Here is a 15,378-nt window from a genome sequence, read left to right as displayed (position 1 = left end):
GCGGGCGAGAATGCCCTTGAGTCTCCACCGACTGGAGGGTCGAAGGTGAATCCCGTGGACGACACCGTGCTCTACACGATCGGCGAGCTGGCCCGGCGAACCGGGCTGAGCGTTAGGACGATCCGGTTCTACTCCGACAGCGGCGTGGTGCCGCCCACCGACCGAACCGCAGCCGGCTACCGGCGCTACGACGTGACGGCCATCAGCCTGCTGGAACTGGTGCGCACCCTGCGCGAGCTGGGCGCCGGGCTGGAGGAGGTGCAGCGGTTGCTCGCCAGCGAGACCACGCTCTCGAACCTGGCCAAGACGCACCTGGAGCTGCTGGAGGAACAGATGCGCGTGCTGCAGACCCGGCGGGCGGTGCTGCGGGCGGTCGTGAAGCTCGACCGATCAACTGAGGAGGTACGACTCATGCACAAGCTGGCGCAGATGTCCGACGAGCAACGCAACCGGCTGATCGACGAGTTCTGGGACGAGGTCAGCGCGGACCTCAACATCACCCCGGGATTCACCGAATGGCTGCGCCAGGCCAAACCGAACCTGCCCGCCGACCCAACGGCCCAGCAGCTGGAGGCCTGGATCGAGCTGGCCGAACTGGTGCGGGAAGCCGACTTCCGGCGCGCCGTCCGGGCGCTGTACCAGGAGCACTCCGATCGCCGCGACGCCGGCGAAACGCTCGTGGCGGACCAGCAAGAAGCGCAGAAGTGGTGGGCGGTCACCGACGAGGCGCGGGTGCTCGTCGAGTCGGGGACGTCACCGGAGGGCTCCCAGGCGCAGGCCCTGGCCAAGCGGATGATGGTGCTGTGGGGCCGGGACGACACCGCGGAGTCCCGCCGCGAGCTTGCGGAGGACTACGAGAACCGCACCGACGAGCGGATGTCGCGCTACTGGGAACTGCTGGCGACCATCAACAACTGGCCGAAGCACCCGGTCACGACGGCCACCACGCGGTGGCTGGCCGCCGCCCTCCGCGCGTCGAACGAGTAGCTGCGCATCACCCGGGCCAGGCGCGACCTCGCGAACAGCCGCATCCGGGCAGTGGCCGATTTCGCGCGAAATCGGCCACTGCCCGGCGGAAACTGAGATCACCCGGGACGCGCGGCTTCTCGCGAAACTGCGCCGCGCCCAGGATTGCTCAGTGGACGATCAGCGCAGCGCCAGGTCCGCGCGGAGGTGAACGTCGTCAATCTCGTTGCGAGGTAAGGCCTCCAGGAGGTCCGCGACGCGGCCGTGGCCGGGCAGTTCGGCGTTCGGGTCGATCGCCAGCCACGGGATCAGTACGGTGGCGCGGCTTGGCGTGCCGGGGTGCGGCAGCAGCAGCTCGGGGTCCTCGCTGCGGACACCGTTCACAGTGACCACATCGACGTCCAAAGTCCTAGGGCCCCAACGCTGTTCGCGGCGGCGTTCCGCCTGCTGCTCCAGCGCCTGGCCCCGGCGCAACCAGCCCCACTCGTCGAGTTCCGGCGATTCCACGATGAGCACCGCGTTGAGGAAGTCCGGCTGGTCTGTGACGCCCCAAGGCGCCGTCTCGTACACCGGAGACGCCGCGACCAGCACGTCCGAGAGGCCTTCGACGGCGAGCCGGAGGTATGCCTGCCGGTCCCCGAGGTTCGACCCGAGCGAAAGCACCGCCCTGCTCATCGCAGCCTCCCGATATCGCACGGCCCGCGAAGGGCACCGTGTTGCTGAACACCCTTGAGCGCTTTTCGCGCCTTAGCACCCGAAGCACTCGCGGAACCCGACCGCTCACGCTGGGACGACGTTGCCGCGACCGCCGCGGCGGGAGCGGCGGATGGTCACCGCCACGTCCGCGAAGGTCAGCGGGATCGGCGCGCTCGGCTTGTGGATGGTGACCTCTGCGGCGTGCACTCGCTCGTCGGACATGATGTCGTCCGCGATCTCGCCGGCCACCGCCTCGATCAGGTCCTTCGGCGGCCCGGCGACGATCGCCTCGGCCCGCTCAGCCAGCTCGCCGTAGTGCAGCGTCTTCGCCAGGTCGTCGCTCTTTGCGGCGTCCCCGAGGTCGATCCAAACCGTGATGTCGACGAAGAAGTCCTGCCCGTCGCGCTTCTCGTGATCGAAGACACCGTGGTTGCCGCGCACCTTCAGGCCGGTCAACGTGATCCGGTCAGCCACCGAATTCTCCTCCGTTGCGCCACGCGGCGGTCACCGCGACCGCGTCCATGGATTGCCGGACGTCGTGCACTCGCACGCCCCAGGCCCCGCGATCCGCCGCCAGCGCCGACACCACGGCGGTCGCCGTCTCCCGCCCGGCGGGCGGTCGCGGCTTGCCGTCGGCGTCGGCCAGCAGCCGCCCGAGGAACCGCTTGCGCGAGGCTCCGACCAGCACCGGGAAACCCAGGTCCACGAAGACGTCGAGCCGCTGCAGCAGCTGCCAATCGTGCGCTCCGCTCTTGGCGAACCCGAGCCCCGGGTCCAGCACGATCGCGTCCTCGGCCACTCCGGCGGTCAACGCCGCGTCTACCTGCTGCAGCAGCTCATCGCGCACCTCCGCGACGACGTCCTGGTACACCGCGAGGCTGTTCATGTCCTTGCTGTGGCCGCGCCAGTGCATCAGCACCCACGGCAGCCCGGTGTCCGCCGCGACGTGCATCATCTCCGGGTCGGCCAGGCCGCCCGAGACGTCGTTGATCACCGCCGCACCGGCTTCGGCGGTCGCCGCCACGACCTTGGCGCGGGTGGTGTCCACGCTCACCGAAACACCGGCCGCGACCAGCTCGCGCACGACCGGCAGCACGCGCTCGATCTCGGTGGCGGCGTCGACGCGCTCCGAGCCGGGACGGGTCGACTCACCGCCCACGTCGATGATGTCCGCGCCCAGCCGGTGCATCTCGATGCCGTGCGCGACGGCCGCCGCCCGGTCCAGGTAGCGTCCGCCGTCGGAGAACGAATCTGGGGTCACGTTGAGCACACCCATCACCGCGCAGCGCGGCGGGTGCGGCAACAGCGAATGCATCATCGACCCCTGATCAACGACAACGCTTCGGCACGCGAGGAGGCCGAGCTGCGGAACTGACCGCGCACCGCGGAGGTCGTGGTCGTCGAGCCGGCCTTGCGAACCCCACGCATGCCCATGCACAGGTGCTCGGCGTCGATCACCACGATCACCCCGCGAGGATCCAACCTGCGCACCAGCGCATCGGCAACCTGCGAGGTCAACCGCTCCTGCACCTGCGGGCGCTTGGCGTAGAGGTCCACCAGCCTGGCCAGCTTGGACAACCCGGTCACCCGACCCCTTTCATTAGGAATGTATCCAATGTGAGCAACTCCATGAAATGGCAAAAGGTGATGCTCACAGTTGTGGGTCAGATGTCCATTAATTAGAAAGGTCGGATGCGGATCGCATTTATAGCTGTAAACCGTGTACGGCCTTGCTCCAGGCGCTTCCAGCGAACGAACCGATTCGACTTTAACCCACTGCGACTCGATAAGATCGGTACGGTGCGATTCCTGGGCGAACCCGTGGCGGAGAATCCAGTCGTCCGAAACGTACAATTTCGAAGTCTGCGCCAGACTTGGAGTGAACCTCGCGGAGATCACCCGCGCGATGTCATCGAGGAACGGCACGTTGCGTCCCGTGATCGCCGGGAAGCGGCGACTACTCGCTCGGCATCCGTCGCCGTCCACACAGCCGTCTAGGAAGCCCCTGAACGTGGTCTCGGTCGACATCACGACTCGCGGGAACCCCTGCCACTGGTGGTGCGCGTCCCCTCCGACGTACTGACGCACCAGGTCCGCCAGGTAAGAGGAAACGACTCGCACGCGGAAGCCCTCGACCTGGCGTTGCAGGTAACCGGACGGCCGCTCGATCTCCTCGATCGCGGCATCTATGCCGAAGGCCTGGTCGAGTGCGTAGGCGAAGTTCTTCGCGAAGTCGCGATCGTTGACCACCAACGACACGTACCGGTCGCCGACCGTGCCGTCTGAGCACAACGCTCCCAGCACGTAACCGAATTCATAACCGATCTTCGGCTGCCAGCGCTGGCGGCACAGCTTCTTCGGCGGCGTCCACTCGATGTAGGTACCCGCCACATCCTTGGCTTCCTGCCACCCCTGCGGCGTTGCCAGCGGATGGTCTCCAGTGACCTGGAATCGGCCCTTTTCCGTGACGACCTCGACGAGTTGTCGCTTCTGGTGCGAACTGACCTCGACGACCTCGGTCTGCTCAACCTTGCCGTCGACGAGAGTCCAGAAACGATCGCCGATCCGGACATCCCGAGCGGGCTTCGCGCCACCGACCAGGTTGACGGTCTGCTCGCTCGGCACGCACTGGGAGTACACCGGGATGTCGCGGACCAGGACGAGTTCCTCGTGGGCCTCGTCGAAGGTCTTGTCCAGGACCTCATCGGGGTCCGTGTACAGCCCCGCGAACAGCTCGCGGTAGGAGCGGGCGACGCGGGCCGGGGTGTCCCGCAGGCCCTCCCGATCAGGGTCCTCGCCGGCCGCGAGCAGCAGCTCCCGGACGGCCGCCTCGGCGCGGGCCTGGTCGAACTGGGGAATGTGGAAAGAGCCGTCGGGACGGGAGTCGCCCCCCGCCCCGATCGGCTCGTCGACCGTACTGGCCAATTTGTCTTTCCTCCACCGGCCGAGGCGCCCGGAGACACCGAGTGCACCGGAGTGATCAGCGGCTGGAGTTGCCGCTGCCGTTGTCCTGAGCCGAGTCCTGGCTCGTCTCGGCGTTGGGCCGCGGGGCTTCATCCGCATCCGGCTCGCCCTGCTGCGGTGCCGGGCGATCGGCCGGAGTCTGCTGCCCGCGCTCCCAGGACGGGGTCCAGTTGTACTGGCCTCCGCCCCCACCGGGGTTGGTCGCCGGGGTCCACCCGGGCGGCGCGCCATAGTTCGGCGGAACCGCCTGCGGCACCTGGCCGTGCTGGCCCGACTGCTGCTGCCCCTGCCCCGGGTTCTGGAACTGCACCGTGCCGTGGTGCGCACCCGCACCGGCACCGGCCGGGGTCGGCTGCTCGTGGTGCGGCGGAGCACCGTTCTGGTTGCCACCTGCACCCGCCGGGGACGGCGTCGGAGTCGGCTCCTCCTTGACCGGGGGCCACGGCTCGCCGCGCTCCTTGGCCAGCTCGCCGGGGGTCTTGATCGGCGGCTTGTCCGACGGAGTGCGACCAGCGAAGTCGTTGAACGCGGTGATCCGGGGGCGCTTCTGCACTCGGGCGAAGATCCGCTCCAGGTCCTTGCGGTTCAGCGTCTCCTTGTCGATGAGCTCCAGCACGAGGTCGTCGAGCACGTCGCGGTAGGTGTTGAGCACCTCCCACGCCTCGGTGTGCGCGGCCTCGATCAACCGGCGCACCTCCTCGTCGATCTCGTGCGCGACCTCCAGCGAGTAGTTCGGCTGCTGACCGGCAGTGCGGCCGAGGAAGGGGTCGCCCTCTTCCTTGCCGTACTTGACCGCGCCCAGCCGGGCGGTCATGCCGTACTCGGTGACCATCGCGCGGGCGATCTTGGTGGCCTGCTCGATGTCGCTGGACGCGCCCGTGGTCGGCTCGTGGAAGACCAACTCTTCGGCGGAGCGGCCACCGAGCGCGAACACCAGGCGGGCGATCATCTCCGAGCGGGTCATCATGTCCTTGTCGTCTTCGGGGACGACGAGGGCGTGCCCGCCGGTGCGACCACGCGGCAGGATCGTCAGCTTGTAAACCGGTTCGAGGTCGGGCATCGCCCAGGCGGCCAGCGCGTGCCCGCCCTCGTGGTAGGCGGTGATCTTCTTGTCCCGCTCCGAAATGATCTTGCTCTTCCGGCGCGGGCCGCCGATCACGCGGTCGACCGCTTCCTCCAACGCGGCGGCCGTGATCAGCTGGCCGTTCTCCCTCGCGGTGAGCAGGGCGGCCTCGTTGACCACGTTCTCCAGATCGGCGCCGGAGAACCCGACGGTGCGCTTTGCCAGGCTGTCCAGGTCGGCGTCCTGCGCCAACGGCTTGCCCTTGGAGTGCACGTTCAGGATCGCGCGGCGACCGCGCAGGTCCGGCGCGGACACCGGGATCTGCCGGTCGAAGCGGCCCGGGCGCAGCAGCGCCGGGTCCAGGATGTCCGGCCGGTTCGTCGCGGCGATCAGGATGATGCCGCCGCGCGAGTCGAAGCCGTCCATCTCGACCAGCAGCTGGTTGAGGGTCTGCTCCCGCTCGTCGTGCCCACCGCCGAGGCCGGCGCCGCGCTGGCGGCCGACCGCGTCGATCTCGTCGACGAAGATGATGCACGGCGCGTTCTGCTTGGCCTGCTCGAACAGGTCGCGGACGCGGGAAGCACCGACACCGACGAACATCTCGACGAAGTCGGAACCGGAGATCGAGTAGAACGGCACGCCAGCCTCACCGGCGACGGCTCGGGCGAGCAGCGTCTTTCCGGTGCCGGGCGGGCCATAGAGCAGGACGCCCTTCGGAATCTTGGCACCGAGGGCCTGATAGCGGCCGGGGTTCTGCAGGAAATCCTTGATCTCGTGCAGTTCCTCGACGGCCTCGTCGGCACCCGCGACGTCCGAGAACATCGTCTTGGGCATGTCCTTGGTGAGCTGCTTGGCCTTGGACTTGCCGAAGTTCAGGACGCGGTTGCCGCCGCCCTGGACGTTGTTCATCATCCACATCAGCAGCAGCACGAGCAGGCCGATCGGGACGAGATAGAACAGCATCTGCACCCAGAACGAGTCCTGGGTGACCTTGGTGTTCCACGTCGGCACGTGCGCATTACGGATCTCGGCGACCACCTGGTCGGTGGCACCGGCCGGGTACTGCGCGATCAGCTGTTCGCTGCCTTGGAAGCCTTGGCCGGGGTTGAGGGTCAGCCGAACCCGCTGCTCCTTGTCCTCGATGGTCGCTTCCTTGACCTTGCCCTGGGCAATCTGTTCCAGGGCCTGCGAGGTGGAGACCTCGCGGTAGGAGCGAGTCTCGTCAAAGAGCACGCTGAACGCGTAGATCAGCAGAAACGCTGTCAGGATCCACAGCAGCGGGTTGCGGAGCAGGCGCTTTCGGTCCATTCACTTGCGGCCGTCGGGCGGCCTCGACCCTCCCTGACTGTCACTTCGGGCAACGGCTGTTGGTAGACACATTTCGTCATCGCCGTCAACCCCTTCAGACCAGCGTACCGGCCGATGCGAGGGCACGACCATGCCGAGCTGACGCAGGATGCCCAGCGTACTCGGCCACCGGGGCGCAATGGGGCGGGAGGGCCGAACCGGACACGCCTGCCCGGCCGCTCCCGGCTCACACGCCGGACGTGTAGACCTTCGGATCGAGCGTGCCGATGTAAGGGAGATCACGGTAGCGCTCGGCGTAGTCCAGCCCGTACCCGACCACGAACTCGTTCGGGATGTCGAAGCCCACGTACTTCACCGGGACGTCCACCTGCACCGCGTCGGGCTTGCGCAGCAGGGTGCACACCTCCAGCGAGGCGGGGTTTCGCGAGCTCAGGTTCTTCAACAGCCAGGACAGCGTCAGCCCGGAGTCGATGATGTCCTCGACGATCAGCACGTGCCGGTTGGCGATGTCCCGGTCGAGGTCCTTGAGGATGCGCACCACGCCGGACGACGAGGTGGACGAGCCGTAGGAGCTGACTGCCATGAACTCCAGCTGGGCCGGCTGGGGCAACGCCCGCGCGAAGTCGGTCATGAACATGACCGCGCCCTTGAGCACGCCGACCAGCAGCAGATCACCACCTGCGTCCCCGTAGTCTTCGTCGACCTGCTTTGCCAGCTCGGTGACCTTGTCGTTGATCTGCTGCTCGGTGATGAGCACAGAAGCGATGTCGCCGTCGTACACGGCCCGGCTTCCCCTCTTGTCGAATCGACTTGTCGAATCGACGGAACACCGGTTCCCGGCGCTGGCAACCCAGCCGCCCGAACCGAACGCCTCGGCGTCCCGTCAACCATTCGGCGGCTTGCGGCCCGCCGCTTCCACCAAAAGCGTGCCATGCGCCCGGCGCAGCACAAAGTCGCCTGGCAAGGCCGGTCCGCCTTGACCGCGCCAGTGGGACACCAACGCGTCCGCCGCACGCAGGTGCTCGTCGGTGATCTCCGGGACCCCGCGCTCCAGCAACCACACCCGCAGCACCCGACGCCGCAGCGCGCCCGGAACTTCCTGCAATGCCATGGCATCGAGTACCTCGCCAGCCACGACGCGACCGCGCACCTCGGCGGCCAGTGAGTCCAGCGCGTCGGCGTCCTCGCGCAGCTGCCGAGCGGTGCGCGCGAGGGCCTCCCGCACCCCGCCCTGCAATGCATCTTCAAGCAGCGGAAGGACTTCTGTGCGCAACCGCACACGCGTGAAACGCGCATCGGAGTTGTGCGGATCCAGCCACGGCTCCAGGCCGAGCGCCGCGCAGGCGGCCTCGGTCGTGGCCCGGCGGACGCCCAGGAACGGGCGCGCCCACGGCGGATCCAACGGCCGCATCCCGGCGATCGACCGAGCCCCCGAACCCCGCCCGAGCCCGAGCAGCACGGTTTCGGCCTGGTCATCGAGGGTGTGTCCCAGCAACACCAACGAACCCGGCGGGCGCTCCGCGCGCAGCGCCGCATAGCGCGCGCGGCGAGCAGCAGCCTCCAGCCCACCGCCGCACCCGACCTCGACCTCGATCACCCGGGACGAGCACCCCAGCCCGCGGAGCTGGTCGGCGGCGCGGGCGGCAACGTCGGCGGAGCCGACCTGGAGCCCGTGGTCCACGACCAGACCATGCACCGCGACGCCCTCTCGGCGAGCGACGTGCGAGGCGGCAGCGGCCAGCGCCAGCGAGTCCGCGCCACCGGAGCACGCGACCGCCAGCGCAGCGCCGCGGAACGGCGCCGCCTCGGCGGAGCCGAGCAGGCGCCGGAGGGCGCCGCGAACGGCGCTGACGGCGGGATCGGGCGGCGGCACGCCGCCATTCTCCCGCGTGCGATTTCAATGGAAATCGCACCTGGCGATTCCGTTGAAATCGAAGTCGCGCCGGCGGACCCGGGTCAGCCGTGGACCCGGCGGATCCAGGCTGCCGGGTCGCTGATCTCGGCGCGGGTCGGCAGGTGGTCCGGGGATGCCCAGATCGCGTTGAAGTCGGCCATCCCGATGGCGTCCACGACGTGCCGGGTGAACGCCGCGCCCTGCGCGTACTGGCGGATCTTCGCATCCACCCCAAGCAGGCTGCGCAGCACTCGGTCGAGGAGGCCACCACCCTTTCGGCGCTCCGTGAAACGCTGGCGGATGATAGCCACGCTGGGCACCACCCGCGGACCCACCGCGTCCATCACGTGGTCGGCGTGACCTTCCAGCAGCGTGGAAATGGCGATGATGCGGTCCAGCGCGGCCCGCTGGCTCGGCGTCTGCAGCAGCTCGATCACCCCGAGCATGCCCGGGCTGGAGTCGCTGCTGGAACGGGTCGAGCGGGCTTCCCGCAGCACCGCGGGCACCCGGGTCAGCAGCTCACCGGTCGTGCCCTCCATCTCCGCCAGCAGCGTGCCCAGGCTCTCCGCGAAGTGGTCGCGCAGCCACGGCACCGCGTTGAACTGCAGCCGGTGCGTCGACTCGTGCAGGCACACCCACATCCGGAAATCGTCGCCGGGCACCCCAAGGGACTTCTGCGCCGCGACGATGTTCGGCGCCACCAGCAGCAGCCGGCCGTGCTGCCCGGCGACGCCGGATTCGCCGTACGGGTCGAACTGGCCGAGCACCTTGCCGCCCAGGTAGGCAAGCACCACCCCGGCCTGCACCCCCGCGCCGCGCGCGCCGATGCCCCCGAAGAGATCGTTGGCCCGCGGCACCCGCGAGTCCGCTGTGGACAGTGCGGCGTCGGTGAGTTCGGCGAGGCCGTCCGCCGCGCCGCGCACCCAGGCGGGCCGGTCGACGACGTCCCCCTCGGCGATCGGCAGGTGCTGGCCCAGGCCGGTTAGCTCGCGGACGTGGGATTCGGCTTCGGCGCTGAACTGCCGCAGCGAGCGCACCGCATGCTCGGCTTCCGGCCGGGGCACCTCCGGCCCCGACTTCATCAGCCGGACCGCGGTGGCGACGGCGACGTTCCAGTCCAGCGCCCGATGCTCTCCGGTGGTGCCCCGGTCCGGGGACGGGGACAGGGTGGAAGGAGGTCGGGCGTTCACACGACCGACCGTACCCCGCCCGCAGCCCCGCAGGTACTTCACTTTCGAGGCCACATCTGCTCCAGCCGCGCACCGTTTCCGCTGGTCAACGACCGCGAGTGGTGGTGGGCGCCATCGCGCCCGAGAGCACTCACCGCATCTGACCTGCGAAGACAGCCGTACGTGGGTCAGCGACAGCCGCAGCCGTACGTGGAGCGGCAGCCGCAGCCGTACGTGGGTCAGCGGCAGCCGCAGCCGCGCAGGGCTTCGGCCACGCCGTCCAGCGCGGGCCGGGCGACCGCCGGGCTCGTGCCATTGGACATGAGCGCGAACACCAGCAGCCTGCCGTCGTTCGTCACCACCGTGCCAGCCAGGCTGTTGACGCCGGTCAGGGTGCCAGTCTTCGCCCGCACCCAGCCCTGGCCGGGGCTCCCGCCGTAGCGGTCGCTCAGGCTGCCACTGCCACCGGCGATCGGCATCCCGGTGAGCAGTCCGCGCAGCTTCGCCGACTGCGGTGCCAGCCCACCCTCCGGGCTGGCCGGGGCGGTCGCCGAGGCCAGCAACGCGGAGAGCAGCTTGGGCGTGGTCCGATCGTCCAGGGACAACCCGCTGCCGTCGGCCATGGTCGTGCCGGTGACGTCGAAGCCATGCTTCGCCAGCACATCGCGCACCGCCTTGGCCGAGCCCGCGAATGACGGGGCGTTGCCGGTGGCGATGGCCACCTCGCGCGCCAGCGCCTCGGCGAGCAAGTTGTCCGAGTGCTGCATCGCGATGTCGACCATCTCCTGCACGGTCGGCGACTGCACCTGGGCGAGAACCTGCGCGTTCGGCGGCGCCACGCCCTTCGACACCTGCGTCGCGCCGAGGCCTGCGGCGAGCCGCTGCGCGGCCTCCATCGCCGGGGTCGAGGTCCGGGGGCTGTAATCCTTGGTCGGGTCGTCCCGGCCCCCGTCCAGCATCACCGGCTCCATCGGCGCCATCATCCCCCCGGCCACGTCCTGCGGCAGCCAGCCCGGCGCGAGGCCGGGGCCGGTGTACCGGCTGGTGTCCACCAGCACAGACGTCACGTTGCCCCCGGCCGCAGCCCGGGCCTGGGCGACCAGGTCGTCGAACCGGGCGGCCCCCGGGTAGACCGACTCCTTGCCCGCGGGCAGCGTGGACAGCGTTAGGTCACCACCGCCGAGGAGCACCACGGTGCCCGGTTGGCTGCCGCGCACCACCTTGGTGGTGAGCCGCTGGTCGTGGTCCAGGACGAGCAGCGCCGCGCTCATGGCCAGCAGCTTCCCGGTGGACGCCGGGACCATCACCTGACCGGCGTTCTGCTCCCGCAGCACCTGTCCTGTCTGGGCGTCCAGCACCACACCGGCGAAGGTGCCTAGACCCGGGTTGCTCAGCGCACGGGCGAGAGCCTCGTCGAGGCCCGCCTTCGTGGGCAGCGGCGCGTTCTGGTCGAGCGGCTTGATCGCCGGGTTGAGCCGGACCGGTGCTGGCGGATCGGCGAGCTGCGCTTTCATCAGGGCGTCGACCAGCGTCGGGCCGAACGCGATGCCAGCCCCGAGCAGCACGACGACGACCACCGCGACCGCGATCAGGCCTTGGCGACGGCGATGCGGCGGCTCGGCCTTCGGCGGTTCCTCGCCCAATGGCGGCACGGGGGCGGCGCTCGGCGGGATGCGCAGCGGCTGCGCCCGCGATCCGGTCAGGCCCGCGAAGTCCGCCGGCGAAGCGGGTTGCGGCGAGATGCGCTGCGGCTGCGCCCGGGGCGGCGTCAGGCCCGAGAAGTCCGCTGGCGAAGCGACGGCGGGCGGGGTGAGACCAACCGAATCCTGCGGCGAACCGCCGGAGGGCTTGGCGTGCGGGGCGGTCAGGCCCGCAAAGTCCGCGGCGGACGCGGGGCGCGGCGGCGGGCCGTCGAAGTCCGGCCGGGCGAACTGCTGTGTCCGCTCGGCGGGAGCGACAGGCGGCACAGGCTTGATCTGCTGCCTCGCAGGCCCCGGGTCCGCGGTGCGCAGCGCTTCGAGGTCTTTGAAGTCGATCCGGGTGGTCTTCTCCGCCTCGGTCTCCGCCGGGACCTTCGCGATCTGCTGCGTCGAGTCGATGGGCCGGGCGGCGACCCGCGGGATCTGCTGCGTCTCATCGATGCGCGGCCGCTCGTCGGGCCCGGCGAGCTCGACCCAGCTGATCTGCTGGGTCTGCTCGACGTTGCTGGGCGGCGGCGTCGCATCGGTAATCGGCGAGAACTGCTGCGTCAGCTCAACGGCGGTGACCGGCGGCTCGATGATGCGCTCCTGGTCGCCGGTCGGCCGATCATCCGCCTCCGGCTCCTCATTCCCGGCAGGCCGATCGTCCGGCTCCGGCGCTACATCGCCAGGCCGATCCTCCGGCTCCTGCGCCTCGTCAGCAGTCGGCCAGTCATCCCGCTCCGGCTCCCCTTCGCAGCGCGCCGTTGCTGGCTTGCGACCGGCGTCGGACCCGGCCGTCGTCCCTGCCGCCGCACCAGCAGGGACTGCGCCTTCTGCCCCGGGCGAAGTCCCAGCAGCGGGTTCCTCGCTCGACGCGGCCCCGGCACTGGCCTCGATACCAGCTTTCGGAACAATGCTCGTTTCAACCCCGGCCTCTGCCGTGGCTTCCCCAGCATGCTCGGCGGGTTTTGCGGACTCGGCACCTGCGGTCTTCGGCTCAACAACGGCTTCAGCGGATTCCGCGGTGGAATCAGGACAACCGTCAGTTCCCGTTCCCGGCTCGGGCGCCTCTTCCGGCTTGGTCCCAGCAGCGGTCGGCGCGGAGTCAGCGGTTTCGGTCCCGGACTCGGCATCGTCGGCCGGCTCGCCGCCAGCATCGGCAGCAGGCCCGGCAGTTGCTTCCGCACCAAATCCAGAGGCGTCTTCCGCGTCCGTCCCGGAATCAGTGCCCTCGTCCCCATCAGCGGAAACTGGTTCAGCCTTCGTCCCAGGGGCGGCTACCGCCCCAGATCCAGCAGCGGTTCCAGATCCAGCAGCGGTTCCAGATCCAGCAGCGGTTCCAGATCCAGCAGCGGTTCCAGATCCAGCAGCGGTTCCAGTTTCGGCAGCCGCGTCGGAGCCGGTATGCGTGTCGGTTTCCGTTCCAGATTCGGCGTCCGCGCCGGAATCCGATCCTGCGTCAGGGCCGGAAGCCGTGGATCCGGCTGCCGTTGCGGACTCCGCGTCAGCGCCGGAATCCGCTTCAGGTTCGACTTCCGCGCCGGTTTCTGCATCTGGTTCGGTGCCCTTGCCGGAATCCGCTTTTGGGGCCCGTTCGGTGTCAGAGCCGGAAGTCCCCGCCGCATCGGAAATTTCGGCGGCAGCGGTCGTCTCTTCGGACTCAGCCGCAGTTTCGGCACCCGCCCCGGTTCCAGTTCCAGATTCCGCGCCGGAAACCGCTGTCGCTTCGGAATCTCCGTCAGCGGCTTCGGACTCGACGGCCGCTGCGTTCTCGGCGCGTTCGGGTGCAGCTGAATCTCCGGCGGCCTCGACCTTCCCGTTGGGCGCGTTACCGGCCTCCGCCCCGGAATTGGAAGCAATGCCCGGGTTTTCGTCAGCCTTCTCGCCGGACTTGCCGCCGGCCACTGCGTCGACCTTGCCGCCGTCGGCCTCCTCGCCAGCGTTGTCGGCTTTGGCTTCGGACTTGTCGCCGGGGTCGACCTCGCCATCGGCCTGCTCGCCGGACTGCGCCTTCGAGGCGGCTTCGTCGACCTCTTCTTCGGAGTCATCGGCGCCGGCCCCTCGTCCGGACCGGTCCTCGGCGGGCAGGCCATCGGCCTCGGCCGCATCGGCTGCGGACGTCGGCTTCGCCGGTTCTCCGCCGAGGCTTCCCGCGGCGGGCTTCGACGCGCTGGCCAAAGCGTTCTTCGCGGACGCAGCGCCGACACCGTCGGCATCAATCGGCCGGGTCGCCTGGACCGCGCCGGCCTTCTCCGCCCCCTTGGCCTCGACGGCGTCGCCGATCTCGGCGTCAACGGTCATCAGCCGGGCGGTCTGCTGCAAGGCAGCCTGCTCGGAGTCGGCACCGGCCTGCGGTGAAGGGGAATCCTCGACGTCCGGCTGATCGGCGCTGTCGCGGGCCCGCTCCCCGCCAGGAGCAGGATCAACGGTCTTCAGCCGCGCAGTCTCACCCGAGTCCGCCTCTGCCTCCGACGGCTCGGCCGCGGCGGCTGTGTCCTTGGTCTCATCGGCATCGGCCCGCGCCGCCGGCTCCCAGGGCGCGCCACTCGCCTCTGCGGCCTCTGATTCCGCGTCGTTCGACGAGGTCACGGCCTCAGTCGGCGGGCTGGTTCCGGGCCGGGGCGGGGTGGTCTCCGACGTCTCCGCGGCTTGGTCTCCGGCAGGCCGGTCCGGCGACGAGCCGTCCGGAGGCGACGCATCGGTTCGGGGCGGATTCTCACTATCCGATGTCGACGCACGGACGTCGGGTTCGGACACCTCACCCCCGCCGTTCTGGGGTTCGGGCACGTGCTCCTCCTCGACGGTTCGCCAGACTGCCAGATTGCGAGCTCCCGCACTGCGGTGGGGCCTGGAGAGCTGCCGTGGTTCACACTAGACGTGGTCGTGCGCGCGAGCGGGCGGCTGCATCCGACGCAAGACGAGTGAGGAACCGCGTGGACTTCGACGTCACGATCGAGATCCCCAAGGGGAACCGGAACAAGTACGAGGTGGACCACGAGACGGGGCGAATCCGTCTCGATCGGACGCTGTTCACCGCCACCCAGTACCCGGCGGACTACGGGTTCATCGAGGACACCCTCGGCGAGGACGGCGACCCGTTGGACGCGCTGGTCCTGGTCCAGGAGCCGACTTTCCCGGGCTGCCTGATCAAGTCGCGAGCCATCGGCATGTTCCGGATGCGCGACGAGAAGGGCGGCGACGACAAGGTCATCTGCGTTCCCTCGGACGACCCGCGGCAGGAGCACCTGCGCGACATCCACCACCTCGCCGAGTTCTACAGGCTGGAGATCCAGCACTTCTTCGAGGTGTACAAGGACCTGGAACCGGGCAAGAGCGTGGAGGGCGCGACGTGGGTCGGCCGCACCGAGGCCGAAGCGGAGATCAAGCGCTCGTACGAGCGGGCCAAGGAGCAGGGGCACTGAACCACCGCCCCGAGAAAGGGCCCTCGCCGCGCTGGATGCGGTGAGGGCTTTTTCATTTGTGGAGCACCGGGGTCCGTGAGCGCTTCTGGACATCCCCACTCACAGGGCCTGAACAGGCACTTCGCGAACTTGTCCACAGGACTGGGGATAACTCATGCGCAACCTCGGCATTCCGACCGACGGACCGCAGCCGTGCGGGGACCGTCGAACTGGA

General features: G+C 69.4%; 11 protein-coding genes and 1 pseudogene. 2 read left to right on the top strand and 10 right to left on the bottom strand.

The features are described 5' to 3' along the window. Positions 1-54: 54 nt before the first annotated feature. Positions 55-987, top strand: a complete 933-nt coding sequence (locus ACWDKQ_RS05925) for a MerR family transcriptional regulator (RefSeq protein WP_450137618.1) — start codon at positions 55-57, stop codon at positions 985-987. A 159-nt stretch (positions 988-1,146) separates the two neighbouring features. Here ACWDKQ_RS05925 and folK read toward each other — a convergent pair whose 3' ends face one another. The 10 genes and pseudogenes from folK to dacB form a co-directional block, all read right to left on the bottom strand. Beyond that, on the bottom strand, positions 1,147-1,641 hold the full coding sequence (folK, locus tag ACWDKQ_RS05920; protein WP_450137617.1) for a 2-amino-4-hydroxy-6-hydroxymethyldihydropteridine diphosphokinase: 495 nt from the start codon (positions 1,639-1,641) through the stop codon (positions 1,147-1,149). A gap of 105 nt (positions 1,642-1,746) precedes the next feature. Continuing rightward, complete coding sequence (gene folB, locus ACWDKQ_RS05915; RefSeq protein ID WP_450137616.1) at positions 1,747-2,136, bottom strand: dihydroneopterin aldolase; 390 nt, start codon at positions 2,134-2,136, stop codon at positions 1,747-1,749. Continuing rightward, positions 2,129-2,980, bottom strand: coding sequence for a dihydropteroate synthase (folP, locus tag ACWDKQ_RS05910; protein WP_450137615.1), 852 nt, complete (start codon positions 2,978-2,980; stop codon positions 2,129-2,131). The genes folB and folP overlap by 8 nt, the downstream gene beginning before the upstream one ends. Then, complete coding sequence (gene folE, locus ACWDKQ_RS05905) at positions 2,977-3,534, bottom strand: GTP cyclohydrolase I FolE (RefSeq protein ID WP_450137663.1); 558 nt, start codon at positions 3,532-3,534, stop codon at positions 2,977-2,979. The genes folP and folE overlap by 4 nt, the downstream gene beginning before the upstream one ends. Positions 3,535-4,287: 753 nt before the next feature. After that, positions 4,288-4,563, bottom strand: a pseudogene (locus ACWDKQ_RS05900) (GTP cyclohydrolase I); the annotation flags it as partial. A 79-nt stretch (positions 4,564-4,642) separates the two neighbouring features. After that, positions 4,643-6,997, bottom strand: coding sequence for an ATP-dependent zinc metalloprotease FtsH (ftsH, locus tag ACWDKQ_RS05895; protein WP_450137614.1), 2,355 nt, complete (start codon positions 6,995-6,997; stop codon positions 4,643-4,645). Between the two features lie 226 nt (positions 6,998-7,223). Further along, a complete protein-coding gene (gene hpt, locus ACWDKQ_RS05890) occupies positions 7,224-7,778 on the bottom strand; it encodes a hypoxanthine phosphoribosyltransferase (RefSeq protein WP_450137613.1) in 555 nt (184 codons plus the stop codon). 102 nt (positions 7,779-7,880) lie between these two features. Continuing rightward, complete coding sequence (gene tilS / locus ACWDKQ_RS05885; RefSeq protein WP_450137612.1) at positions 7,881-8,870, bottom strand: tRNA lysidine(34) synthetase TilS; 990 nt, start codon at positions 8,868-8,870, stop codon at positions 7,881-7,883. A gap of 83 nt (positions 8,871-8,953) precedes the next feature. Next, positions 8,954-10,057: a zinc-dependent metalloprotease gene (locus ACWDKQ_RS05880; RefSeq protein ID WP_450137662.1), complete on the bottom strand. Its 1,104-nt coding sequence runs from the start codon at positions 10,055-10,057 to the stop codon at positions 8,954-8,956. A 242-nt stretch (positions 10,058-10,299) separates the two neighbouring features. Further along, complete coding sequence (gene dacB, locus ACWDKQ_RS05875) at positions 10,300-14,529, bottom strand: D-alanyl-D-alanine carboxypeptidase/D-alanyl-D-alanine endopeptidase (RefSeq protein ID WP_450137611.1); 4,230 nt, start codon at positions 14,527-14,529, stop codon at positions 10,300-10,302. 146 nt (positions 14,530-14,675) lie between these two features. Here dacB and ACWDKQ_RS05870 point away from each other — a divergent pair, with 146 nt between their 5' ends. Next, positions 14,676-15,164, top strand: coding sequence for an inorganic diphosphatase (locus ACWDKQ_RS05870; protein WP_168586214.1), 489 nt, complete (start codon positions 14,676-14,678; stop codon positions 15,162-15,164). Positions 15,165-15,378: the final 214 nt, after the last annotated feature.

This window comes from Saccharopolyspora sp. NPDC000995 (genome assembly GCF_053599315.1).
Note: the sequence above shows the minus strand (reverse complement) of the source record. Positions and strands in the feature narration are given on the sequence as shown.